The sequence below is a fragment of the Paenibacillus sp. J2L1-98 genome (assembly GCF_056269405.1).
In genome coordinates, this window is record NZ_JBWDNW010000002.1 from 649,285 (window position 1) to 674,384 (window position 25,100).

A 25,100-nucleotide genomic window follows, 5' to 3' on the forward strand; every position below is an offset into this window, starting at 1 on the left:
CTTCGCTATCGCAGCGCAGGTGGACTTTTTTTGTTGCAGACATGTTACTATTATTGGGACAAACGAAGGGCCAGCTCATACATACCCATATCAAACGGCTTCTTCGTATTTACTACGGTATCGATATCCGTCGTTACAAGCTCACCGCGAATGACGCCGCAAGCTTTGCCTGAATCGCCGGCCATTAGCTGTCTTACTGCAAAATCTCCAAGCCGGCTTGCCAAAATACGGTCGATTGCAGTTGGCGTTCCGCCGCGTTGAATGTGGCCAAGCACCGTTACGCGCGGCTCAATGCCGCTGTTAGCCGTAATTTGACTTGCGACTTCCTCGCCTTTACCAGCGCCTTCTGCGACGACGATAATACTATGACGCTTCCCTTTGGCAAAATTCGTCTTCATACGATCGGCAACCTCAGTAAGCTCGAAAGATACCTCAGGTACGAGAATCGTCTCCGCACCGCTTGCAAGACCGGCATAAAGCGCGATATCGCCGCAGTGACGTCCCATTACCTCGACGATTGATGAACGCTCATGCGAAGACATCGTATCGCGGATTTTGTTAATCGCATCGACAACGATGCTAACCGCGGTATCAAAGCCGATCGTGATGTCAGTAAACGGGATATCGTTGTCAATTGTACCCGGGAGACCCATTGTTTTAATGCCCAGCTTGCTCAGCTTGTTCGCACCTTGGTAAGAGCCGTCGCCGCCAATAACGACCAAACCGTCGATACCTCTGGAACGAAGCACTTCCGCTCCGCGCTGCTGTCCTTCCGCTGTCATAAACTCCTTACAACGCGCTGTTTGCAAAATCGTGCCGCCGCGTTGGATAATATCGCCTACGCTACGCAAATCCATTTGGCGCAAATCATCATTAATTAGCCCTTGATAGCCGCGTTGAACTCCGTAAACATCTAAACCGTGAAATAATGCGCTCCTTACAACAGCTCTAACAGCTGCGTTCATTCCTTGCGAATCTCCTCCGCTTGTCAGTACTGCGATTGATTTGACTGCAGACATGGTCCATTCCTCCACTTTGTCATTTTTATAGTTAGGCCTGTTGTTTCCGAATCCAGATGCTGTTGATAAGAAAAAACAGACGCGTTAGCGGACTGTTCTTCATTAGCCTCCTCGAAACATCTCTGACTTCCGCCTGATGGCGGACCTTCGGGTCTGATAAATATAAGGCTAGCAGCCCTTCAATAATCAAACGATGAAAACGGGAAGCAGGAAGCTGCTTCACATCCTCACGCGCCCGGTTCACGATGGTTCCGAGACGCTCAACAAGCAGACTTTCATTATCATAATAATTGCAAAAATTAAGATCTCCGCCTGCATGGTCCTCTGCTTGATCGATTAAATAATCGAGTAAAATATGGAGGCCGCATACATGCGGAAAGTAAATATTTTTGATCGCTTCCGCGTCCTGTTCGGATAGACGGTCTTCGCTTGCAGCCAGAAACAGCATGAACATGCCTAGCGTAGAGCCTGCAGCCGCAGCAAATTCATTCCAGTGCAGATTCGGATAGCCGCTGCGGTGCAGCTCCCACCATGCGAGCAAATGCTCCTCGCGCAAATCTTTGCGAATATGCTTGTACACTTGCAAATCACCATATAGGCCGACCAGCTCGGTCACATGCTGCTGCACGTTTCTATAGGAAGGCAACTGCGCAATATGTATTTGACACGTCCGAACGAGGTGATGCAAATAGCCGCCATCGTCCTTCTCGTTACGCAAAGCGTAATAATCCTGAAGCCGGGCTTCGGGATTGACGGCATCGAGCATCGATTGATGCAGTAATCGAAAATCATCCGAATCAAGAGAAGTGCTGCGGTCGCAAAGATTGTCCAAGTAGTCGCTAATAGTTTGCAGTGCGACAATTAACGGAATAAGCAAATGTCTCCGCTCTAAATTTGCCGCAGCGTATACACCGCCACCTTGGCAATGAAACTTCTTGCTGTCCATGCTGTTAAGTGCCTGCGTCCGCAGCTCGGCATCTGGTATCCGCTCCGCCATGAGACGATGCGTAACTAGCTCCCGCTCCACTTCGGGCAGTACATACTTATATACACGATGCATGAGCTTTAACGGGCTCTGGGGCACCCTATTGCCTGTTAAAGTCGTCAATCTCACGATGCACCCTCCTCAAATTCATGTTCATGAATGTCGGCGTGATTCCAATTGCTGGTCAATGCGATACCAAATGTGCAAATCATTAATCCTACTTGCATAATCGGCAATTTCGTAGTTTAGTATACAGGATTGCTCAAAGCTGTCTTCTTCAAAGAGCTGAGCTTGCTTTAAGTTGATGAGCTGTTCAAATTCCATGATCCGATCAGGAATCGTCCCTCGTATAAGCTCCCACTGCTCAACGATTGCAAGCTGCTTATTTGGTTCATACTGCTCCCATTCCATTTCCAGCACGGGAATACGGATCCGAAGCCGTTCATTCCAGTCAAAACGATAAGCTCCCATTGTAAACCTCCACATCTAAATGTACCATTTCGACTCATAATAATCCAGCTTCAAATCTCATTGGTACGTCTGCCAAACCATGCTATACTAATATTCATATTGTTTAAGACAGGGATGGAGTGAGCTTTCAACGATGGACACACCAGAGATAGCGCGGGTAAAGCCCTCTAAGACAGCGCGCAAGGAGACATTGTCGCTGCGTATTTACAGCTTCTCAGCCTATTCTACAGCGGCGATGGTCGTCTCCTTTATACCGCTATATTTTTTGGATAGAGGCTTTTCAGAGCAACAAATCGGCATTATTTATTCGACCGGACCTTTCATATCAATCTTCGCCAACATCATTCTAGGCATGGCTAGCGACAAATACAGAACGATCAAAAAGCTGCTTATGCTTCTGCTGTTCGGTCAGCTCGTCATGATATCGCTGCTTTTCCCCATTGAAAACTTTGCGCTTGTTTGCCTTGTCATGATGGGCTTTTATTTTTTTCAGACACCTATTAATCCGTTAAGCGACAGCTTGCTTCTATTGTCCAGTCAGTATACCGGAACGCCTTATGCGCTTATCCGCATATTCGGATCGCTAGGATTTGCTGTAACGGCGTATACGTTCGGACTCATACTAAAGGGGATCGGCTCACATTGGACGCTCCCGCTTGCCCTTTGCACGATTGCCATCACGCTAATCCTAACGACTAGAATCAAGGATTATCAGGGAAGCGCCCGCAAAATCGATTTCTCCGGCTTTTTTAAGCTCCTCCGCCAGCGCGATGTACTGCTATTCTTTTTAATCATATTGACGATATCCATCCCGCACCGGATGTACGAGGGCTTTCTTGCCGTCTCTATGCGTCAAATGGGCGCAAGCGACTCGCTCGTCGGGCTTGCATGGCTCGTATCCGCCTTAAGCGAGATTCCTATTCTGTATCTGCTCGGCAAATACGGCCATAAATTTAAAGAGCTGCCTCTGCTCATGATCGCATCTATCATGTACGCGGTCCGCCTTTGGCTGCTGAGCGATATTCAAGATCCGCGCTGGGTCATCGCAACGCAAGCAATGCACAGCATCTCATTCGGCATTTATTTCTCTACCGCGCTGCGCTACTTGTCGCAGCTCATACCTGACGAGTACCGCGCTTCCGGACAAGCCGTTTATGCCGTTGTCTGGACGGGGCTTGCGGGAGTGATCAGCGGGATGTTCGGCGGCTATATTTACGAGCATTTTGGACGTGAAGTTTTCTTCCGGATGGGTGCCGGCTTTGCGCTCGTTGCCGCAGCGGCGTTTCTGGCACGTTACTATATCAGCCGCTTAGACCGTTAATAGACCTTAACAAAAAGCAAACAGGGCTGCTCCGTAAAGCGTGCATATCACACGCTTAGGTAGCAGCCCTGTTTCTATAACTAGAAGTACAGCCTACTCAGCAATTTCAAAATTGGAATATACGTCCTGCACATCGTCGTTATCTTCAAAAGCATCCATCATCTTAAGCAGCTTGTCCGCGTTCTCGCCTTCTACCTTGACCATATTTTGCGGCAGCCACCTTACGCCGGCATTTACAAAGGTATAGCCATCCTTCTCAAGCGCGTTCTTCACCTGCTCAAACTCATGCGGATGCGTCAAAATTTCAAAGCTGTCATCATTAACGACAACATCCTCGGCACCGGCTTCAAGCGCAATCATCATCATCGAATCCTCGTCCGTCTCATGAACTTCACGATCCACGACAAGCAGTCCTTTATGATCGAACATATAGCCTACGCAGCCGCTCTCGCCCATGTTTCCGCCGCGCTTGTTAAACGCGGAGCGGACATCAGCAGCCGTCCGGTTCCGATTGTCGGTCAAGCATTTAACCATAATAGCTACGCCGCCTGGACCATAGCCTTCATACATAATTTCCTCGTATTCAACGCCTTCTCCAGCGCCTGCAGCCTTCTTAATCGCCCGCTCGATATTATCGTTCGGCATTTGCTCTGCTCTTGCATTGGCGATCGCCGTCTTCAGACCGAAGTTAGCATCCGGGTTCGGTCCGCCTCTGCGCGCTTGAACGTAAATTTCACGTCCGAGCTTAACGAACTTGTTATTTTTAGCCTGATCGGCCTTACCTTTACGGTCTTTGAACAATTTGAATTTCATTATGCTCGCTCCCCTGACAAAGTTTCCAAGCAACAGTTTATCATCGCAGACTGGTCTCGGTCAATGAAAGCGGGCGCTATCGCACTTCATCTGAAGCGACTTACGTGTTTGTTTTGCGCTATACATTCACTTTGTACTTTAACGAGAGCTCGTCTCCCGGCATCCCGCATATCCCCCAGTTATGCTTTGGCGTTTCAAAAATAGTAATTTCGACATCCTGCGGAGAAATATCGAAGTGTTGGCAAAGCTTCTGGAATAGCAGCTGGTACAATTTTGTTTGGCTGCTTCTGACCTGCCTTCAAAAATACTGATTTCAATAATGGTATATGGAAAAAAACGATGGAATCTTTTGTCCATTAGCAAAAATAGATCATTGCCTTACTAAAAAAAGGCCCCCTGTCGCCAGGGAGCCCTCTTCAATCGTTCATTCGCACATTGTTCCTATAGTTTAGTGACGTTGGCCGCTTGAGCACCGCGGTTACCCTCAGTAATGTCGAATTCGACCGCTTGCCCTTCATCCAAAGATTTGAAGCCTTCGCTTAGAATTGCTGAGAAATGTACGAAAACGTCTTCTCCACTCTCTGTTTGGATGAAGCCGTAGCCTTTCTCCGCATTAAACCATTTAACTGTTCCTTTCAATTGAACAACCTCCTAAATATAACCGCCCTTTTGAGATGGCGAGTAGAATTATTATATCGATTCAAGAAAGAAAAAGCAATTAAAGTAAAATTTTCAAATATTGATTCGATCCAGGAATAAATGGAAGTCTTGAAGCGAGCAATTCTGCCCTTCCTCCATTCGCCGATATCGTCTCAATCAGCTGCTTAAGTTCGGGATATGGCTCCCAATTTAATGATATAAGCGGATAAATGCGTATTTGACCGCCTGGCTTACAAATGCGCATTAGCTCTAAAATAGCTTCTATATGAAAATCAGGTCCGAATTGATTGGCGTACAAAAACATAAAATGACTGCAAAGCACAAGTGAATATTGGTCATTTGCGAATGGAAGCTTAGGCAGCAGGCCATATACATAGCGATCCGTTTCGGCGCTATCCCGTACATGGGCAGCAAATCGCGCTATAGACGCCTCTCGGCCTGCCCGATGGTTATCAAGCGAGCCATAATAGCTCCAGTCAAAACTTTCCTTTATCTTTGCAAGCTTAGCAGTCGATGTATCGATCTCCTGCGCTGCCTCTTCGATCCACGCATCAATTCCCGCTCCGTACCTGGGATCAACAGCATAAGCTGTATACCCTCTAGCGTTTGCCTCTGCCGTAAAAGAAGAGCCGCCTGCCGCTACGTCAAGCACCGTACCGTCCTCCAAATCCGATTGCCGCAAATCGAACATTCTAACATATTCCTCATAGCTTCTGCATGTCATAGCGACACCAATTTGCTCATAACCCTGCTTACTCATTCCTGCACTCTCCTCTTCTCGTCTCATCAAATCTCGTCTCAACTAAGCTTGCTTGTTGCGTTGCCGTATTGATTACAGTCACCATAATGGCTATGATGTAATAATACCATAATTAACTACTACAAAGGTGGAAATCACACATGTTCAAAAAACACGAAATTTATAAGACCGACAAATACAATATGCTGACTGTAGAAGTACAAGGCAAGACGCTCATCGTCCGGGAAATCTCCGATCAATGGGGAGAAGACACCCATACGTTCATTAGCCGTCCAGAAATGCTGCATTGGGCGCAAAACCGGTTTCGCGCTTCCGACTTTGCAGGCCGCGAAGAAGAATTAGAATCGATTATGCGCGCTTTGAAGGAAGTATAATACTTACGCTCTGAGGCAGGAAAAATTACCCTTTGCGGCGAACATAACGTTACGCCGCATTGCATAGGTAAAATGATGAAGCTGCCGTTCCAGCCAGTTTATTTTCAGGAGGCCTTACCCGCAGATGGATCCTACCGCTTCGATTATTTTTATTATTGCAGCCTTCTCGCTTGGAGCGATCGTTATTTTGAAGCGTAACTCCTTGCCCCTTGGTTTGCGCCGCGGTCTTGCGATGGTATCCATCGCATTCATTGCGTTTGCGTTCTTTCTTATTGTTTATGCCTTTCTTACGATGGGTGCTGCATAGCTGGCGGGCTGTTGAATACTGTGCGCCGCGTCCGGACATAGTAAACACAAACTGTGTTCCGAGGTGATAACCGGATGAAATGGCTCCCCCTGCTGCTTGCTTTAAGCCTCATGCCGGGTTCTGCCGCTTCTAAAGATGCGGCAGCATATAATGGGCATGTCTTACCAACCTTATCCATACCAAGGAGGAATTCGATGAATCACGTACCGAAACGTTCAGAATCCGCACCGGAGACCCGCTGGAAGCTAGAGGATTTATTTGAAAGCCAAGCTGCTTGGGACAAGGAATTTGCGGAAGCGAAGGCACTAATCAAAAAAATCCCTGAATTCCAAGGAAAACTGGCAGACGTCGCTCAGCTTAAAGCCTGCTTCGAGCTGGAGGATGAACTGTCGATGCATGTGGAACGGCTTTATGTATATGCAAATATGAAGCATCACGAGGATACCGCAGAACCGACCTATCAAGCGCTTTCCGATAAATCGAAAAAAATAAGCGTTGAATCGGGAGAGGCTCTTTCATTCATTACGCCTGAAGTGCTCAGCCTCCCGGATGAGAAGCTGGATGCGATCATAGCAGATGAGTCGGTTGCCAAATTCCGCCACACCCTTGAAGAAATGCGCCGCCAAAAGGCTCATGTTTTATCGAAGAACGAAGAAGCGCTGCTTGCTCAGGTGGGCAACATGAGCTCCGCGCCCGGAACCGTCTTCGGCATGCTGAACAATGCGGATTTGAAGTTCCCTAAAGTGAAAAATGAAGACGGCGAAGAGATCGAGCTGACACACGGCCGTTACATACAATTTCTCGAAAGCAAAAATCAAGATGTGCGCCGCGAAGCGTTTAAAGCGGTGTACGATACTTACGGCAAGCTGAAAAATACGCTCGCTTCTACGTTAACTGCAAACGTAACGAAAAATATTTTTTATGCGAAGGCTCGGAAATACGATTCTGTGCTGGATATGTCTCTCTACGGCGATAACATTCCGCAGGAAGTATATACGAACCTGATCGAAACGATTCACAAGCATTTACCGCTCATGCACCGTTATATGAATCTACGCAAGAAGCTGCTTGGCTTAGACGAGCTTCATATGTATGACTTATTCGCCCCCCTCGTTGACGAGTTCAAACTGGACATTACGTTCGAGGAAGCTAAAAAAACGGTGAGCGAAAGCTTAAAACCGCTAGGCGAAGATTATTTGAAGGTGCTGCAAGAAGGCTTTGACAACGGTTGGATTGACGTTTACGAGAATGAAGGAAAGCGCAGCGGCGCATATAGCTGGGGCGCTTTCGGAACGCATCCTTATGTGCTGCTTAACCATAAAGACAACTTGAACAGCATGTTCACTTTGACGCACGAAATGGGCCATGCGCTGCATTCCTACTACTCGGACACGAATCAAAACTACCGCGACGCCCAATACACGATTTTCCTGGCTGAAGTCGCTTCTACATTGAACGAGGCGCTGCTGATGGATTATCTCCTTGGCAAATCGACAGATCCGAAGGAAAAAATGTATTTGCTTACGTATTACGCGGATCAGTTCCGTACGACCGTATTCCGTCAAACGATGTTTGCAGAGTTCGAGAAAATCGTACACGAGCGCTCCGAGCAGGGCGATTCGCTGACTCCGCAGGAGCTTAGCAAAATCTATTATGATCTTAACGTCTTGTATTACGGCGATGACATGGTCATCGATAAAGATATCGAAATGGAATGGGCACGTATCCCCCATTTCTACAACAGCTTCTACGTGTACAAATATGCAACGGGCTTCTCGGCAGCCACCAGCTTCTCCAAGCAGATCTTGGAGGAAGGCGAGCCTGCGGTTGAACGCTACCTCGGTTTCCTGAAAAGCGGTGGCAGCGACTTCTCCATCAACATTCTGAAGAAGGCAGGCGTCGACATGTCCTCTCCTGAGCCGATCGAGCAAGCGATGAGCGTGTTCGAAGAACTTATCGGACAGATGGAGCAATTGACGAAGTAGACAAAATACGGTAGACCGCCAAGCTCGCTTGGCGGTCTTTTTATTGTGAAATATCCCGCTGCTGCTCATACGATTCATTCTCGCTAGCCGTTCATTTGCAACGCATCACACGTTAACCCTCTCCAACTCCGAATCTTCGCGCAGACCTGGCGCGGGCACGTTCCATCTCCACCTCGCGATTACGAGAATCGGCGCTCGTTACGAGCGTATGGAGCAAAGTTCGCGCAGCGGCAGCGACCTCCTCAACTGCATGATTAAATGCTTCCTCGTTGGCCTGTGAAGGCTTGTTAAAGCCCGAGATCTTCCTCACGAATTGCTGCGAGGCCGCCAAAATCTCATCGTCGGTGGCCGGCGGATCAAAGTTAAATAACGTCTTTATATTTCGACACATAGCAATCTCCTTTTATTCTTGTAGTACACCAATATTACAACACATCAATTCTCCCATGCCAGTGAATCATGCGGTGTTGGGCAGAATCATTAACCTTGCATATAAAATGAAAAACATCGCGGCTCCCGCGATGTTTTTGGCGTTGAGATATGTTGTACTAAGGGACAAACAGCAGCAATTGACCGATGATCCATGCCAGCCCGCCTGCGAAAAGCGACGACAGCAGGTTCACTCTGTCGTTGTTAAGCCAGGCGAAGCCGCGCACTTTCTCCGCCGCGCTGCCGCAATGCGCGGCGCGCTCGGTTTCGCTGCCGCATACCCGGCAGCGGTACATGGCCTGGCCGGTTGCGCCGAGCAAGGAGTCGGCGAAGGCACCGGCCAGGCCGGCGGCGGCCGCAGCGGCGATATAGACCGCCGCTGCGGGGCCGCCAGCAGCAGCGCGGCAACGGCGCCGATGAACACGGCGCCTGCGAGCGCTGCTGCGCTGCCGAGCGGCGTGACCCCGCCGCTCGTTCCTGCAGCAACCGGCTTGCCGCTCGTCACCGATCGCGGCGCCGTCTTGCTTAGGGCTCCGATCTCGGTGGCCCAAGTATCTGCGTTCACGGCTGCCATCACGCCGATGTACGCGAACAGCCACCCCTCATCCGGCCACAGCGCATTGGCGGCGCACAAGAGCAAGCCGACGCCGCCGTTTGCCCAGACTTGGCCGGCATCGCGGCGTCCGGTCTTCTCATATTTTGCTTCGGCCGATGCCTTCGCACGATGCTTTCGCTTCCATCTCGACCACAGCGTCGAGGAGACAAAGAAGCCGATCAGCAAACCGAACCAGACCGGCTCTCCCCATGTGACATAGCCTGTGCCCATCATAATCGCCGACCATGCGCCTGATGCGGACAACGAGCGCATGCGATAGGCAGCTGCGGCAATAAGGCCGCTTCCTATTAGTCCGGCAAGCAGCCTTAACCACCATTCCTCCAGCAATCCAACCATGAAACGGGCAACCTCCTGCTTAAGCTCATATCCGAAAAGAGTGCTCCTACCTGATCACGCTCTGAAGCCGCAGCTCGTGCCACCGCTCCGGATAATTCGTGCAGATCATTATATCAGGATCCAGCGCGGCGATTTTACGGATCGCGCGTTTCTCGTTGATCGTCCAGGCCATCACTTGAATGCCTGCGTTTTTAAGCAGCGCGACTCGCTCTTTATTTAATCTTGAATAGCCGATGGACAGAAAATCGGAGCCGAGCTCCTTCAGCTCCTTCGGCAGCGTATTGCGCCAACCGTCAATAATAAGTCCGGTACGGATTTGACTCGAGAGCTTCCGCATACGGTATAGCGTCCCTTCATGAAAGGACGTGATGACGACTTCCTTCTCCGCCCGATAAGCCTGAATGCATGCGAGTACCTTTTGCTCAATCATAGGGTAACGGATTCCATCGGTCTTCAGCTCTATATTAAGCTTACAGCGGCCTACCGCTTCCTTGAGCACCTGCTCAAGCGTCGGAACAGGCTCCCCTTGATATTTTTGCGAAAACCAATTGCCCGCATCGAGGGACGTAAGCTCAGCAGCCGTCAGGCTCTTCACATTGCCTCTTCCGTTCGTCGTTCTGCGCAGCGTGTAATCGTGTATAACTACCGGTATATGATCCTTCGAGAGATGAACATCTATTTCAATCCATTCCACATCAGGATCAGCGATTGCAAGTCGTATGGCAGCCATCGTGTTCTCCGGCGCGCGGCTCGACCAGCCTCGGTGCGCAACGCACGGATTTCTCATTATGCGATCATCCTTTCAGACGGTGGTTTCCGTTATTTAGGAACGATTGTGCCATCCTCATTGAGCTTCACGCCAAACGAAAGGGCGGACAACCGGTCCAGCATCGCCTTTGCCGTATCCGCTTTAAGGGGAGTCGGCTGCGCTTGAACCGTAATCATTGGATGGAACGTCAGTTCACAGTCGCCGTTCTTCGAGCATAACGCGTCAAGCACCCCTGTTTCTGCCGCTTTCTCCTTCGGATAATTGCTAAAAATAAAGTTTCCTAAACTGTATGCAATCCATTTGCCATTATACATCTCAAAGCCCTGCAGCACATGCGGATGGCTGCCGATGACAAGATCCGCTCCGGCATCAATGTACTGTCTTCCAAAATCCTTCTGGTACTCCTCAGGCTGATCGACCTGCTCCTTGCCCCAATGCACCATTACAACTACGACATCCGCCTGCTTCTTCGCTTTCGCAATAGCGGCAACCGCTCGTTTTGTATCGTAGCTTTCCGCTACGCCGGCTACATTTTTATCTGCTTTCCACGAATTGAACGGCAGCACTCTGCTTATGCCGATATAGGCAACCTTAATGCCCCGTACCTCTTTAATGAGGGGAGTAAAAGCTTCCGTGTCGTTTTTGCCCGCGCCCATATGCGCTATTCCGGCCTTATCCAAATACTTCATCGTGTCGAGCATGCCCTCCACGCCTTGATCAAGCGTATGATTGTTGGCAAGACTCATGACATCGAAGCCGGCATTGCGCATCGACGGCAGCACATCCGGCGAGCCTTTGAACACGTACGGCGTGCCCTCGACCGGCACTCCTCGCTTCGTTATCGGAAATTCCAAATTTCCTGCCGTAAGATCGGGCTCGCTTAAGTACAGCATCGACGGCTTATACAAATATTCATAGCCCTTGCGCTCTGTAATTGCACTCACATATTGCTCGACCAGCACATCTCCGACAAAGGAAAGGCTAATTTTGTCAGCTTCATTGTCTGCTCTTTCAGGCGCCGTCGCAGCAGCTTTGTCTTCCTCAGACGGCATTTTCTCTTCGCCTTTATTGCTCGGATCTTCTATGGAAGAATTCGGGTTTTCCGCTGATCCCGCACCATTCCCTGAATTTTCGGCGCTCACATTAGGCTGTGCCGCCTCCGCCTGCTCCTTCTTATCGCCGCCTGCAAAGCTAAACCAGTCATGCAGCTTATCTGAGTTCGCTGCGGCAAGCCATGCGCCGAGCACTACTATAAGGATACCAAGCAGCGTGAAATTAACGATAATGAGTCTTTTAAGCCTTTTTTTCCGGCTAAGCTTGTCCCGCTTATGCGTTTCGGACCGTGATTTTTGCATGAAAGATGGCTCCTCTATGTAAGGTTTAAAAGTCCAAAAATCGATAGACTCTACCATTATAGCAATGATCCACCTTTGATGGGGAACAATTAAAAGACCTTAATTTAAAATCGCCTGCGCAGCTTCCTTACCCTGTCTGATGCAATCCGGTAGACCGACGCCATCAAATGCCGCGCCCGTGATCCAGACGCCCGGCAGCTCCCTTTCAAAACGTTCCCGAAGCTGCTTCATATTCGTTAAATGTCCGAGCGGATATTGCGGCATTGAACGAGGCAATCTCGTAATTTCAGTAAACGTCGGCACTGCCTTAATGCCCATCGTTTCTTCTATATCCTTCCGTACTGCCTTTACAAGCTCTGCATCCGGCAGTCTAACGATTTCCTCGGCTCCGGATCGGCCGACATAGCAGCGCAGCAGCACCTTATCATCCGGACTCGTATGCAGCCATTTGTTTGACGTCCATGTGCAAGCCGTAATATGCAGCCCTTCCGAGCGGGGCACAACAAACCCTGATCCGTCAAAATCAAGTCCAAACGTAGACTTATCGAACGCCATAACCACGTTTGCCACCGATACGTAATTGACTTTCCGGAGCTCGCTGCAATCTGTCAATGGTTCCAGCAGACCCGCCGCATCATAAGCCGGTGCCGTCATCACAATCCGGTCAGCCTGCAGGCATTCTCCGGTGTCCAGCACAACCTCGTAACGGCCTGCCTCGCCCTCAGCGGATACTTCACGCATGCTGCCCGCTGCTGCTGAGCTTTCCGCATTGCGCCTAATCTCCGTAACCTTCGTGCCAAGACGCCTCTGCGTTTTGCTCAAGGCTTCGTCAAGCGCCTTTACCAGCGTCGATAAACCGCCCTTAAACGTCAGGAAGGTGCCTCCCTTCGCAACGGCTGGCAGAGCACCGGCAGCAGCGCTGGCCTTACGGTTATGCATCATGCCGCGAATAAGGCTGCCGTGCTTGCGTTCAGCCGCTGCAAACTGCGGGAAGGTTGCCTGCAGACTCAGCTTCTTCAAATCCCCCGCATAAATGCCCGCGAGCAGCGGCTCAGCGATACGGCGCATCACTTGAGTGCCTACCCGCCTCTCCAAAAAGCCGCCAAGCGACTCATCGCTGTTTTCTTTGCGGACCGGCAGCGCCAAATCCAGCAAAGCGCGCAGCTTGCCGCCCCATGACAATAATCCAGTCTTTACGAATGGGCCAATCTCCGTCGGTATGCCTAGCACAAGCCCAGGCGGCATTGGGTACAGCTTGCGTTCATGCAAAATATATGTTTTTTTCGCTCCCGGATTCGTTGTCGTCAGCTCGTCCCCCAAACCAAGCTCCATCGCCAAGTCGATTATGGCCTGCTTGCGCGCCAAAAAAGAATCCGGTCCCTTCTCGATGACAAACCCGTCATGCTGCAGCGTATTAATTTTTCCGCCAAAGGCAGGAGCACCGTCTACGATGGTAATTTCTATCTCCTTGCCCTGTCGCTCCGCTTCCCGCTGCAAATAAAAAGCGGAGCTCAGTCCGCTGATCCCTCCGCCAATAATGACAATTCGATCAGGGTTTCCGATTCTCCGCATCTCATTCATTCCTTCCCTTAGCTGTTCAAGGCCTCGATAACCGATTCCGCCAACGTTTCCATATATAATGGATCGCGATTCAGCATCGCAATTCTGTCTAAAGCTATGCCCAGCTGTTTCGAAGCAGCCTGCGCTTCAATATCAAGATCATATAATACTTCCAAATGATCCGACACGAAACCGACCGGCGCAACGAGCACCGCTTTGACGCCCTCTTCCGCCAGCACAGGCAATGTTTCCAAAATATCCGGTCCGAGCCAAGGCTCTCTAGTCCGACCCGCGCTTTGCCATGTAAACTGCCAATCCTTTACATTAGCCGCTTTCGCAACCGCCGCAGAAGTTTCAAGCAGCTGCTGCTCGTACGGATCGCCAAGCTCGCGAATTTTCACAGGCAAGCTGTGCGCGCTGAACAGCACCTTCACATTCTCTTCCCCGTTCGCAGCGGCGGCCAAACGGCCTATTCCGTCTGCAACCCGGTCAGTTAGCGCCTGCAGCAGCTTCGGATGCATATGGTATTGCTTTACGAAAGTCATCGCAATGCCAAGCTCCTTCGCCTTCTCCTCTGCACGCTTAATGTAGCTGCCTACACTCATCGTTGAGAAATGCGGGGCCAGCACGATCCCAACCGCTTGCGTGATGCCGTCCTTGGCCATTTCCTGGGCGCCGACTTCAATATAAGGTTTTGCGTGTTTCAAGCCCTGATAGCAGACGAACTGGCCCGGTGCCAGCTGCTCCAGCTTGTCCTGCAGACCGGCTACCTGCCCGTTCGTATTTTCCCGCAAAGGAAATACTCCGCCCACGATGGCTTCGTAACGGCCTTTCAACTCTGCAAGCAGCTCAGGCGTCGGAGCGTGTCCGCGTCGAATATGCGTGTAATATGCCTCTACATCGTCCATCGACTCCGGAGTGCCGTAGGACATAACGAGCACACCGGTTTTTTGCCCTTTATGCTCAGACATGACTGGCCTCCTTCAGACTTCTGTCTGCGATCGCTTTCTTCGAGTACGAATGTACGAATGCAGTTAACTCAGCCAGCTTCTCGAGCGAAGCTTCCGGGAATAAACCGTGCCCAAGGTTAAAAATAAATCCGGGTTTCTCAATGCCGCTATCGATAATTTCTTTCGCATACGATTCAATAACTCTGATCGGCGCAGTTAATATTGTCGGATCCAAATTGCCTTGTACCGCAAATCCGCCGCCCAATCTGCGACGGCCTTCATCGATCGATACACGCCAGTCAAGACCGATCACATCTGCCTTCACATTTTGCAGCTCCGGAAGCAATTCGCCTGAGCTAACGCCCGGAAAATAAATTTTCGGCTGCGGCAAATCCGACAGCTCTGCGAAAATACGCTCGATCGTCGGCAATACGAATTGCCGGAAATCTGCAGGGGTCAAGGCGCCTACCCAGCTATCAAATAATTGAAAAGCTTTGCCGCCTGCCGCAATATGCGCACGCAAATAAGTAATGACCATGTCGCCAAGCTTACGCATCAGCTCATGCCATAACTTCGGCTCGCTGTACATCATTTCTTTCGTGCGTAAATAGTTTTTGGAAGGCCTTCCTTCAATTAAATAGCTTGCAATTGTGAATGGCGCGCCAGCGAACGTAATAAGCGGAACTTCCAGCTCACGGTCCAGTATACGAATCGTCTCAATGACATGGCTGAGATCCCCTTCCACGTCGATAGGCTTCAGACGCTCTACATCAGCCGCAGAACGAATCGGGTTCGCGATTACCGGCCCGATGTTAGCGACGATATCAAAATCTATGCCGATCGAAGCAACTGGATTCATAATGTCCGAGTATAAAATAGCGGCGTCGACGCCCAGCTTGCGGATCGGCATCATCGTCACTTCAGCCGCAAGCTCCGGCTGCTTGCATATTTCGAGCAATGAATACTTTTCTTTTATTTTGCGATAATCAGGATCGTACCTTCCTGCCTGTCGCATGTACCATACAGGTATTTGATCTACGTGTTCCTTCCGGCAAGCCCGTATGAAACGGTCGTTATAAGACATTCCCGTTCCCCATTTCTATGAATTTTCCTATGCTTCCATTATGCCCTTTTTCATCAAACCTAACAACTGCCGCTTATCGGCTTCCTATGACAATAGTATGACAATCAGCCGTTAGTTGCATGAAAAGCGCATGAATTATTGCAGGAGGAATGATAAGAAAGAAGCTTTCATTGGCGGACCCGGCTCCCGGTTTCCCGCTTAACAGGCCCTGAATGGCAGCTTTGACGGCAACTCGCCTGCGGGCAAAAGTTCCGTAACGTTCAGGTCTGCCGCTCCGTTGTATGTTGCTTGCAATAATTTACGGATGTCGAAATCCGGCTTGGCGGCTGCTGCGAATTGCCTATTCTGATCGCTGTGCTTCAGATCAACCGGCCAAAGGAAATTCCAGTATAACTTATGATATACTTTGATTATGGAACAATGGAAAAAAAATCTGATCGTGTTGTGGTTCGGACAGTTTCTCGTTATGGCTGGGATGACGATGATCATTCCGTTCTTGTCTCTTTATTTACAATTTGATTTAGGCTTAAAAGATAAGCATGAGATCGGTGTTTGGGCTGGGTTTATTTTTGCCGGAAACTTTGTTTCTTCCTTTATTTTTCAACCGATATGGGGGAAGATGGCGGACCGGTACGGCCGCAAAATGATGCTGCTTCGATCAGGCTTCGGCATGTCGATTGTTATGGTATTAATGGGCTTTGCCACTAACCCTTGGCATTTACTGCTGCTTCGTATGGTGAACGGTACGATTTCCGGCTTTAACCCTGCCTCGATTTCTTTGATCTCCGCAACAACGCCCAAAAACCGGATGGGCTTCGCAATGGGAACGATTCAATCCGGCGGGATTGCCGGAACGATACTCGGTCCATTCATCGGCGGCTTGCTTGCAGATACGATCGGCTTCCGGCCGATTTTCTATTTGACGGGAGCTTTGCTGTTTGCGGCTTCGCTGCTTGCCTTGCTGGTCGTAAAAGAGCCCTTCGACCGCATGAAGGCAGCTGCCCGCGTGCAGGCTTCCGTCATTGAAGGCTTCCGGAAGCTAAGCGGAATTCCTCAGCTTACCGCGCTGTTCGCCGTCACTTTCCTCATCCAATTCGCGATGATGAGTCCGATGACGCTTATTCCGCTCTACGTTCAGGAACTGCACGGCACAACCGCTAATCTTGCCTTTTATGCAGGTTTCGTCGGTTCAGTTACAGGCCTTTCCAATCTCGTAGCCTCGCCGCTGCTTGGCAAGCTTAGCGACCGGATTGGCGCGGAGCGTGTGCTCGGGGTCGCGCTTGTCGGAGCCTCGCTCGCCTTTATACCGCAAGCTTTGGCAGGAACCGTATGGCAATTGCTGCTAGCCCGTTTTATGCTTGGCATTTTTCTTGGGGGGCTTATTCCAGCGGTAAACTCCCTTATACGCAAATACACACCGGACGGTATGGAGAGCCGTTCCTACAGCTTTAACACCAGTACGATGAGCCTTGGCAACATGATCGGCCCTATTACCGGCGGCGCCCTCTCCGGTTGGATCGGCATTCAAGGCTTGTTCATCCTATCCTCGGTCATGCTTATGGTTAATGCGGGATGGGTGTGGCAGTCGCTGCTGCGCAAGCGGCCGCTGCCACAGCAAGGCAAAGACGGCTGATGCGTCCGCTAGACGGGCTGGGCGGGAGAATACATTCACCCGCTCGTCTCTCGCCGATGATTTGGTCCTCCGTACGTTTAGTTCTATAATGCCAAACTAATACGGGAGCCAATCGAAACTTTAGTCGTTTAGTTCCATTTTGCCTACTTAATCGACCGTTTTATATTTTGCATTGAAAAAATGCTGCTTTTAAGCTCGCCAAATAAAACTAAACCGTAACTTTTAAGTGGATCGCCGGAGCTCTTCTCCCGCCGATGATTTGGTTCCCGTACGTTTAGTTCTATAATGCCAAACTAATTGGGGAGCCAATCGAAACTTTAGTCGTTTAGTTCCATTTTGCCTACTTAATCGACCGTTTTATATTTTGCATTGAAAAAAAGCTGCTTTTAAGCTCGCCAAATAAAACTAAACCGTAACTTTTAAGTGGTTCGCCGGAGCTCGTCTCCCGCCGATGATTTGGTTCCCGTACGTTTAGTTCTATAATGCCAAACTAATTGGGGAGTCAATCGAAACTTTAGTCGTTTAGTTCCATTTTGCCTACTTAATCGACCGTTTTATATTTTGCATTGAAAAAAAGCTGCTTTTAAGTTCGCCAAATAAAACTAAACCGTAACTTTTAAGTGGATCGCCGGAATTAGTTTCACCGAATCTAACTATTCAAGAAGCAGGTATGGTAGCAGGGTTGGAGACAGGTTGGAGACGGGTTGAAGTCGGATTGGAGTCAGTTTGAAAATGGTTTAGAAATTGTTCGGAGCTAGTAGCCATTTGGTTAAATGGTGTGCTACTATAGCAGTATACTCAACCAATTATTTTTAATGGTCGCAAAGCATGCGCCGCTTTCGCAGGAACTCCCTGCGGCAGCGGCCTTTTTTATTTTAGGAGAAAGAAGGTTTCGCCTTGAAGACTATGGCATTCGAAGATACTTATCAGCCTTGGTTAGAACAGCATATGAAGAAACGTAAGGGGGAATCAAGGAGAAGATTAAAGGATGGGCATAACCACGCCGAACATGAGATGCTTCGGAACGTTTGGTGGCCAGCCTTCGGACATTTTCAGCATCTCCATCCTGAGTTCGAGGTACAAGATTTTAGCGGGGGATTCCGTTATGTTGATTTTGCATATATTAGATCCAATATCAAAATTGCTATTGAGGTAGATGGGTACGGGCCGCATCTGCGCAACCTGTCCCGCAGGCAATTTTGCGATCAATGGGTTCGTCAAATGCATCTTCAAAACGATAATTGGATTGTCATTCGAATAGGCTACGATGATATTGAGCAGCGTCCTCGATTATGGCAGCAGCTGCTTCAGCAAATGATAGGCAGAATATTCGGCGACATGAATGCTCATGAGGAGCTAACTGCCAATGAACGGGATATTTTACGGCTGGCCTTACGTTTAGAGCGTTCTCTACACTTAGCAGATGTCAAAATGACTCTACAATGCGGATATCAAACGGCCCGCAGACACTTGCATAGACTTGAACAAAAAGGCTGGCTGAAAGCTGACGGCGGCGGACAGCAACGCATTCATTCATGGCGGATGGATCATTCTTCACGACTATATATCATGTAAGCTCTGTCCCCTTCCTGAAACACTTTGGAATCATTTTGTTTGATTTCATCGAACTAATTTAAGCTACATCCCAGCAAATCGCGTTTAATTGAATTCCATCGAATTAATCTGCCATTTTTTATTCTCTCGTTAAAAAAACGTCGTTTAAGTTCTCAAAACCTAACTAATTCGTCACTTTTAAGTCATTACGATAAATTAGTTTCGTAAAACAACACTAATGTTACTTTGCTTTGCGTACAGTTGCCAGGATGGCCATCCGCACGGGCGGCCATGCGCCAAGGTGGACATGTGCCAGATTGGCCATGCGCCCGGATCGCCATCCGCCAGGGTGACCATCCGCACGGGTGGCCACCCTGGTCTCAAAGATCAATCATTTGTCGAATAAGTACAGGTGTTTCAGAAGCCGTATAAAATAAACAGCTTCTGTGGCAGCTTCTGCCGCAGCTTTTACAGCATCGCATCAGCTGACAAAAACAACACCCGGAAAGATACCGGCATCATACCGAAGTCCCTCTGGGCGTCGTTTGCTAGTCTTATTTGACAATAGCTATCGCCAATCCGTCGTAGCCGGGCAGCACCGTGCTCTGCAGGCGTTCGTCTAATGCGATCGTTTCATTGAAGGAACGTACTGCGCGAACCGACGGGCCCGCTTTGGCTGGATCAACCGTTCTGCCGCGAAGCAGAATGTTATCGCCTACGATGACAGCTCCAGGATTAGCGAGAGCAATCGCATAGTCCAGATAGACCGGGTAGCCTTCTTTATCCGCATCAATGAAGAAGAAATCAAATTTTCGGCCGGCTGACTTGAGCTCCTCCAAGCTGAGCTTCGCATCGCCAACCATATACTCCACCTTGTCTCCTAAACCGGCCGCTTCCATATGCAACTTGGCTAAATCCGCGTAGTTTTGCAGCAGCTCGAGCGATACCAGTTTGCCGCCCTCCCGCAGCCCTCGTGCCAAGCAAATGCCGCTATACCCGCCAAGCGCGCCTATTTCTACAATACTTTCCGCATTCGACAGCGATACAAGCATCGTGAGCAGCCTGCCATAGCCGTCAGCAACGGATATATCCGGCATTCCGCTCGCTGCTATCCCTGCTTTTGCTCGTTCAAGATCGGCATCTGCCCCATAAAGTGAATCTACATATTGTTCGTTCAGCAACATTATTTTTCTCTCTCCATTTTTGCAATTTGTAAAAACAACCTGGTTTGTCCTATACTTGATTGTATGTTTTTGTTCGTAGGGTTACAAGCATATGTCTTAATCGTGACTTCTACCGTCGTAAAGTATAGATGAAGAGAGAGTGTAAAATGGAAAAGTTACAGCTAATCGCAACCGCGCCGATGGGGCTTGAGGCGGTTGTCGCACGCGAGCTGAAAGATTTAGGGTATACCGACTTGCAAGTGGAAAACGGACGCGTTAATTTCACAGGCGGGCCGATCGATATTTGCCGAACCAATCTCTGGCTGCGTACCGCAGGCAGGATCCTTATTAAAATGGGAGAATTCCCTGCAACCACCTTCGAGGAGCTGTTTGAAGGCACGAAAGCGCTCGATTGGCCGGCATGGATTCCGAACGACGGAGAATTTCCCGTTAACGGCCGCTCGCAAAAGTCACAGCTTACAAGCGTTCCAGCCTGCCAAAGCATCGTAAAAAAGGCAGTCGTGGACAAAATGACCGAGCGCTACGGCACCGAGTGGTTCCCCGAGGACGGTGGACGTTACGTTATTGAAGTAACGCTTATGAATGACCGTGCGATGCTCACGCTTGACACGACCGGCGACGGCTTGCACAAACGGGGCTATCGCAAAGTAGCTACCGAAGCTCCGATTCGGGAAACGCTGGCAGCTGCGCTCGTTCAGCTTAGCCGCTGGCGTCCTGAACGGCCGCTGTATGATCCTTTTTGCGGTTCAGGCACGATACTGATTGAAGCTGCTATGATCGGTTGGAACATTGCGCCTGGACTTCGCCGGAGTTTTAACAGTGAAGGCTGGCCGCTCATTCCGGATGAGTTGTGGGATGAAGCGCGCGAAGAGGCGTTTGATTCCGTTAAGGATAATATTCCGCTCCAAATTGCCGGCTCCGATATTGATCCGGGCGCGATCGAAATCGCAGAGGCTGCGATCAAGAAGGCAGGATTCGGCAAAGAGATTAAGCTATCCGTCCAGCCTGTTGCAAAAGTAAAGCTGCAGGGCGATTACGGCGTTATCATTACGAATCCGCCATACGGCGAACGGCTTGGCGATGACGTGCAAGCCGAGGCCGCGCTGCGCCAATTCGGTTTAACTGCACTCCACTATCCGACATGGTCGTATTTCTCAATTAGTCCGTCTACGACGATCGAGCATTATTTCGGACGCCCGGCTGATAAGCGACGGAAGCTGTTTAACGGACGTATCGAGTGTAATTATCTGCAATTTTTCGGACCGCTTCCTCCTCGCGGAAATCGGCAGTAGCGAGAGAGGAAGGATATTTCACTTATGTTATCTAGTGGACAAAATCCAGTACGCCGCGGCATGAGCATACTGTTAATCGGGCTTGAGCGGCTTAAGGCTGTCGACCTGCTGTTGTTTACTGGCGTGATGCTCGCCAAACTATATTGGTTCTCAGAAATTCTTCATGTAGCCAACATGAAAATGACCGGTATCGATGCTCTTATTGAGCTGGGCGCCGTTCTGCTCTTCAGCTTCTGGACGATTTGGCTGCCCGCGCGCGGGCGGATTGTTTCACTTATTGCGCTAAATGTGATCGCATCCTTCGTTTTATATGCCGATCTCATTTATTATCGTTACTTTCAAGATTTAATCTCGGTCCCGGTACTGCTTCAGCTCGGACAAGTAGATTCTCTAGGCGACAGCATCGGAACGCTGCTTCATGCGAAAGATTTTATTTTGTTCTTTGACTGGTTCGTTATTATTCCGTTTGCGGTTTATGTGATTTGGCGCGGCCGCGGCGATCTCCGCCATGCGAACGAGCATCGCCCAGCAGCTCCCATCTGGCAAAAAGCGGTCGTCCGCATCGTGCTGAGCGCCGTCATCTTTACCATCGGCTCGTCGCTTGTTTTCACGAATGTGAATGAAACTAAGCGTACATGGGGCCAAGGGATTTTCGTCGGCAACTGGTGGAACCTATCGATTTATAATGTCACGGGCGCACTTGGTTTTCACGGCTATGACGTATACCGTTATGTGAAGCAGAACTGGCTTGATGCCGAGACCGTTACCGCCGAGCAATCCACGGAAGCGCAAAAGTGGATTGAAGCGCGCGGCGACCTGCGCGGTGCGCTCGAGCAGGATGCGCTTTTTGGCGCGTACGAAGGAAGCAACGTTCTAATGGTGCAGCTTGAGGCTTTTCAAAACTTTATGATCAATCGTTCTATTGACGGTCAAGAGATTACGCCTCATCTAAACGACCTGATCGGGCAAAGCGCTTATTTCAGCCAGTTCTATCATCAAACCGCCCAGGGCAGAACCTCGGATGCCGATTTTACAGCAAACTGCTCGATGCAGCCGGTCGCAAACGGTTCCGTATTCATCCAATACGCACCGAACGAGTTTGACTGCATGTCCAAAACTTTAAAGGAAAACGATTATGGGACTACCGTTTTCCACTCCTATGAGGGCGGCTTTTGGAACCGTAATACGATGTATCACAATATGCGGTACGATCAATTTTACAGCTTGAAGCATTTTACGCTGGATGAAAAAATCGGGTGGGCGCTTGGAGACAAATCTTTTTTCAGGCAATCGCTAGATGTGATATCCGAACAGAAACAGCCCTTCTATTCGTTTCTCATCACGCTGTCCAGCCATCATCCCTACGTGATTCCTGCTGCGGAGAAGAAGCTAAACCTGGGTGAGCTGGGTGGTACGATGATGGGCGATTACTTGCAGACGATTCATTATGTAGATGCCGCGCTCGGCGAGCTGGTGGACAGAATGAAAGCGGAAGGACTTTGGAACAACACAATTCTGGTGATGTACGGGGATCACGATAACTCGATCAAAGACTGGTCGCTGTTCGAGACATTCCTTGGCAAGAAGCTTGACGATCTTGAGCGTGAAATGATTTTAAAGCAGGTTCCTTTGATCGTTCATTTGCCTAAGGACGAGCATGCGGGTACGTATACCGCGGTAGGCGGACAGCTTGATATAACGCCAACGATCATGCATTTGCTTGGCATTTCAACTTCCGATCAATACTTGATCGGCACTCCTCTGCTGACGGATAAACCGCTTTTCGGTAAAAAAGTCGTGATGAGAAACGGCGCTTTCACCGACGGTGCCGTCTACTATATGCCATCTGCCGACGGAATAGCGGAGCATAGCACCTGCTGGAATATACAAAGCCATACAGCTGGCGATTTAAGCGCATGCATTGGCGCCATCGAAGGCGCTCGCACTGAGCTGAACATGTCCGATCAAATCGTTATGAACGATCTGATCAATGACTTCAAGGAGCAAGATGCTACAGAAGCGCGCGCCAGCGGTGATGTAGAAACAGCTAGCCGTAAGTGAGGCCAGTTAAAATTTTATTTTTTTTTGCACAGTAAAGAAGGGCTGACTCGATACCAAACTCGGGGCAGCCCTTTTTTTGCTTCCTACTTCTTATGCTGTGAAAGCCAGCTTAGCACATCATCGATCTTTTTCACTGGTACGATGTTTAGAGCGGGCGCTCCGCTGCGGGCCGCCTCTTCAAGCGCCGCCGGCACGAAAAATACGTCCGCATCCGTGCGACTGATCGCGTATGCCTTCTGCTTAATGCCGCCAATCAGGCCGATCGAGCCGTCCGCTTCAATCGTACCTGTTCCAGCTACCCGATTGCCGTATGTAACACCGCCGGGCGTCAGCTGATCGATAAGCGCAAGCGTCAGCATAGCGCCATGCGACGGTCCTCCAATATGCGCCATGAATCGTTTGTAACCGACGCTGCGAGGGATGTCTAGATGCAGCTCCGTTTGTACCGAAATACCGAATGCAGGCCGTTCAGGCGCATCCTCCGATGCTCTTGTCTTAACCTCAACCTCCGTCTCAGCCCCATCCCTTCTCAGCTTCACCACGACGGAATCGCCGGGCTTGACGGATTTCGTCATATAGGCTGTCAAATCAGCTATGGAACGAACGGCCTGTCCGTTCAGCTGAACGATAATATCGCCTGCCTGCAGCCGCTGGTCGGCCGGACTGTCCTTCACCACCGCAATAACTCTAACCCCATCTGCTGTTATACCGCCTCCAACGCCGGCTTTCTTCATGGCAACGGCGGCAGCTATGCTGTTTGCATCCGTCTTCATCAGAACGACTTGCGCATACGATTCCGTCAGCGGAGGCTCATCAGCCGGTATTTTCTCGAAGCTGTACATCGGCAGAAGACTCGCATACAGCCAATCAGCCGGCACCGCCGGCCTTTCGAATACGAGTACACCGTTAATCGTGCCGCCCCGATTCCCCCCCTCCACATGGGCGTAGCGGTTCATATTCAGCGTCATGCCCGGGTACGTGACCTGGTAGCCTGTTGGACAGAGCAAAGCCAAGAGCAGCACTATCGTAATCATTAATACGACGATGCCCCGTATCGGCAGCCACAGAAGCGTTAGACGCCCCTTTTTAGCGCTTGCACGCAGCTCTCCCTCTCGCAACACCTTCGCCGCACGCGCGCGCTCCAGCCCCTCGCTGAGCAGCATATCCATAAAAACAAGCGGTGCCGCGGCGCCAATGACAACGAGCAGCTGAAACAGCTTCTCCGGTGCAAGCAGCACATAGCCCGCCCCGACAATCCCAAGTCCGGCGGTTATAAGCCGCAATAACTGCAGTAAAATCGCAAAGCTCTTCCAGTTCCGCTGCTGCCATACGCCGAGCAAAGCACCGAACGCCCAGCTGAGCGGAACAAGCGCCAGCGCATTGAATAACCGATCAATCATCTCGATCCATTGCATCCCGCTGCCGGTCCTAAGCGGCGCCGGCAGCCAAATCAGCTCTGCCGCAACCAAACAAGCCAGCGCCACGGCCAGTCCAAATAAGTAATAGCGTGCCGGCTTCAGCATCTGTTCTTCCTCCTAAGCTTCCTCTGACTAGTATGTGCCGCAGCCGTAAAATAAACAAA

The 25,100-nt window shown here is 50.0% G+C and carries 22 protein-coding genes and 2 pseudogenes; 8 read left to right on the top strand and 16 right to left on the bottom strand.

Features of this window, described 5'->3' with window-relative positions; translation table 11 throughout:
- Window positions 1-50 precede the first annotated feature (50 nt).
- The 3 genes from pfkA to AC0YNZ_RS07895 form a co-directional block, all read right to left on the bottom strand.
- A complete protein-coding gene (gene pfkA / locus AC0YNZ_RS07885; RefSeq protein ID WP_110770660.1) occupies window positions 51-1,019 on the bottom strand; it encodes a 6-phosphofructokinase in 969 nt (322 codons plus the stop codon).
- A 31-nt stretch (window positions 1,020-1,050) separates the two neighbouring features.
- Window positions 1,051-2,079, bottom strand: a complete 1,029-nt coding sequence (locus AC0YNZ_RS07890) for a tetraprenyl-beta-curcumene synthase family protein (RefSeq protein WP_475826167.1) — start codon at window positions 2,077-2,079, stop codon at window positions 1,051-1,053.
- 78 nt (window positions 2,080-2,157) lie between these two features.
- Window positions 2,158-2,475 carry a hypothetical protein gene (locus AC0YNZ_RS07895; protein WP_475826061.1) on the bottom strand — a complete coding sequence of 106 codons (318 nt, stop codon included), beginning with the start codon at window positions 2,473-2,475 and terminating at the stop codon, window positions 2,158-2,160.
- 133 nt (window positions 2,476-2,608) lie between these two features.
- Here AC0YNZ_RS07895 and AC0YNZ_RS07900 point away from each other — a divergent pair, with 133 nt between their 5' ends.
- Window positions 2,609-3,796: an MFS transporter gene (locus AC0YNZ_RS07900; protein ID WP_475826062.1), complete on the top strand. Its 1,188-nt coding sequence runs from the start codon at window positions 2,609-2,611 to the stop codon at window positions 3,794-3,796.
- Window positions 3,797-3,889: 93 nt separating this feature from the next.
- Here AC0YNZ_RS07900 and AC0YNZ_RS07905 read toward each other — a convergent pair whose 3' ends face one another.
- The 4 genes and pseudogenes from AC0YNZ_RS07905 to AC0YNZ_RS07920 form a co-directional block, all read right to left on the bottom strand.
- Window positions 3,890-4,609 carry a YebC/PmpR family DNA-binding transcriptional regulator gene (locus AC0YNZ_RS07905; RefSeq protein WP_475826063.1) on the bottom strand — a complete coding sequence of 240 codons (720 nt, stop codon included), beginning with the start codon at window positions 4,607-4,609 and terminating at the stop codon, window positions 3,890-3,892.
- A 118-nt stretch (window positions 4,610-4,727) separates the two neighbouring features.
- Window positions 4,728-4,963, bottom strand: a pseudogene (locus tag AC0YNZ_RS07910) (tautomerase family protein); the annotation flags it as partial.
- Window positions 4,964-5,050: 87 nt separating this feature from the next.
- Complete coding sequence (locus AC0YNZ_RS07915; protein ID WP_475826064.1) at window positions 5,051-5,248, bottom strand: cold shock domain-containing protein; 198 nt, start codon at window positions 5,246-5,248, stop codon at window positions 5,051-5,053.
- 79 nt (window positions 5,249-5,327) lie between these two features.
- Entirely contained in the window at window positions 5,328-6,029 is a 702-nt protein-coding gene (locus tag AC0YNZ_RS07920; RefSeq protein ID WP_475826065.1) for a class I SAM-dependent methyltransferase, read from the bottom strand.
- Window positions 6,030-6,169: 140 nt separating this feature from the next.
- On the opposite strand from AC0YNZ_RS07920, the gene AC0YNZ_RS07925 reads away from it, so the two are divergent.
- From AC0YNZ_RS07925 to pepF, 3 genes are all read left to right on the top strand, one after another.
- A complete protein-coding gene (locus AC0YNZ_RS07925) occupies window positions 6,170-6,403 on the top strand; it encodes a hypothetical protein (protein WP_056627292.1) in 234 nt (77 codons plus the stop codon).
- 124 nt (window positions 6,404-6,527) lie between these two features.
- Window positions 6,528-6,710 carry a hypothetical protein gene (locus AC0YNZ_RS07930; protein WP_110770666.1) on the top strand — a complete coding sequence of 61 codons (183 nt, stop codon included), beginning with the start codon at window positions 6,528-6,530 and terminating at the stop codon, window positions 6,708-6,710.
- Between the two features lie 194 nt (window positions 6,711-6,904).
- The gene (pepF, locus tag AC0YNZ_RS07935; RefSeq protein ID WP_475826066.1) at window positions 6,905-8,695 is read left to right on the top strand and encodes an oligoendopeptidase F; all 1,791 of its coding nucleotides are present in this window, start codon (window positions 6,905-6,907) and stop codon (window positions 8,693-8,695) included.
- Between the two features lie 112 nt (window positions 8,696-8,807).
- Here the strand turns inward: pepF and AC0YNZ_RS07940 are convergent, their stop codons facing one another.
- From AC0YNZ_RS07940 to hemE, 7 genes and pseudogenes are all read right to left on the bottom strand, one after another.
- Complete coding sequence (locus tag AC0YNZ_RS07940) at window positions 8,808-9,086, bottom strand: DUF2277 domain-containing protein (RefSeq protein ID WP_475826067.1); 279 nt, start codon at window positions 9,084-9,086, stop codon at window positions 8,808-8,810.
- A gap of 157 nt (window positions 9,087-9,243) precedes the next feature.
- Window positions 9,244-10,076: pseudogene (locus tag AC0YNZ_RS07945) on the bottom strand (DUF92 domain-containing protein).
- A 46-nt stretch (window positions 10,077-10,122) separates the two neighbouring features.
- A complete protein-coding gene (locus tag AC0YNZ_RS07950; RefSeq protein WP_475826068.1) occupies window positions 10,123-10,863 on the bottom strand; it encodes a glycerophosphodiester phosphodiesterase in 741 nt (246 codons plus the stop codon).
- A gap of 32 nt (window positions 10,864-10,895) precedes the next feature.
- Window positions 10,896-12,200, bottom strand: a complete 1,305-nt coding sequence (locus AC0YNZ_RS07955; protein ID WP_475826069.1) for a CapA family protein — start codon at window positions 12,198-12,200, stop codon at window positions 10,896-10,898.
- 99 nt (window positions 12,201-12,299) lie between these two features.
- Window positions 12,300-13,772 carry a protoporphyrinogen oxidase gene (hemG, locus tag AC0YNZ_RS07960; RefSeq protein WP_475826070.1) on the bottom strand — a complete coding sequence of 491 codons (1,473 nt, stop codon included), beginning with the start codon at window positions 13,770-13,772 and terminating at the stop codon, window positions 12,300-12,302.
- A gap of 17 nt (window positions 13,773-13,789) precedes the next feature.
- Window positions 13,790-14,731, bottom strand: a complete 942-nt coding sequence (gene hemH, locus AC0YNZ_RS07965) for a ferrochelatase (protein ID WP_475826071.1) — start codon at window positions 14,729-14,731, stop codon at window positions 13,790-13,792.
- The gene (hemE, locus tag AC0YNZ_RS07970) at window positions 14,724-15,794 is read right to left on the bottom strand and encodes a uroporphyrinogen decarboxylase (RefSeq protein ID WP_475826072.1); all 1,071 of its coding nucleotides are present in this window, start codon (window positions 15,792-15,794) and stop codon (window positions 14,724-14,726) included. The genes hemH and hemE overlap by 8 nt, the downstream gene beginning before the upstream one ends.
- Window positions 15,795-16,206: 412 nt before the next feature.
- On the opposite strand from hemE, the gene AC0YNZ_RS07975 reads away from it, so the two are divergent.
- Entirely contained in the window at window positions 16,207-17,427 is a 1,221-nt protein-coding gene (locus AC0YNZ_RS07975; RefSeq protein ID WP_110773747.1) for an MFS transporter, read from the top strand.
- A gap of 897 nt (window positions 17,428-18,324) precedes the next feature.
- Window positions 18,325-19,002, top strand: coding sequence for a DNA-binding response regulator (locus AC0YNZ_RS07980; RefSeq protein ID WP_475826073.1), 678 nt, complete (start codon window positions 18,325-18,327; stop codon window positions 19,000-19,002).
- A gap of 533 nt (window positions 19,003-19,535) precedes the next feature.
- Here AC0YNZ_RS07980 and AC0YNZ_RS07985 read toward each other — a convergent pair.
- A complete protein-coding gene (locus AC0YNZ_RS07985) occupies window positions 19,536-20,165 on the bottom strand; it encodes an O-methyltransferase (protein ID WP_475826074.1) in 630 nt (209 codons plus the stop codon).
- A 146-nt stretch (window positions 20,166-20,311) separates the two neighbouring features.
- Between AC0YNZ_RS07985 and AC0YNZ_RS07990 the strand changes: the two genes are divergently transcribed.
- Window positions 20,312-21,457: a THUMP domain-containing class I SAM-dependent RNA methyltransferase gene (locus AC0YNZ_RS07990; RefSeq protein WP_475826075.1), complete on the top strand. Its 1,146-nt coding sequence runs from the start codon at window positions 20,312-20,314 to the stop codon at window positions 21,455-21,457.
- 24 nt (window positions 21,458-21,481) lie between these two features.
- Window positions 21,482-23,518, top strand: a complete 2,037-nt coding sequence (locus AC0YNZ_RS07995) for an LTA synthase family protein (RefSeq protein WP_475826076.1) — start codon at window positions 21,482-21,484, stop codon at window positions 23,516-23,518.
- An 83-nt stretch (window positions 23,519-23,601) separates the two neighbouring features.
- On the opposite strand, the gene AC0YNZ_RS08000 is transcribed toward AC0YNZ_RS07995, so the two are convergent.
- Window positions 23,602-25,041 carry a PDZ domain-containing protein gene (locus tag AC0YNZ_RS08000; protein WP_475826077.1) on the bottom strand — a complete coding sequence of 480 codons (1,440 nt, stop codon included), beginning with the start codon at window positions 25,039-25,041 and terminating at the stop codon, window positions 23,602-23,604.
- Window positions 25,042-25,100 lie beyond the last annotated feature (59 nt).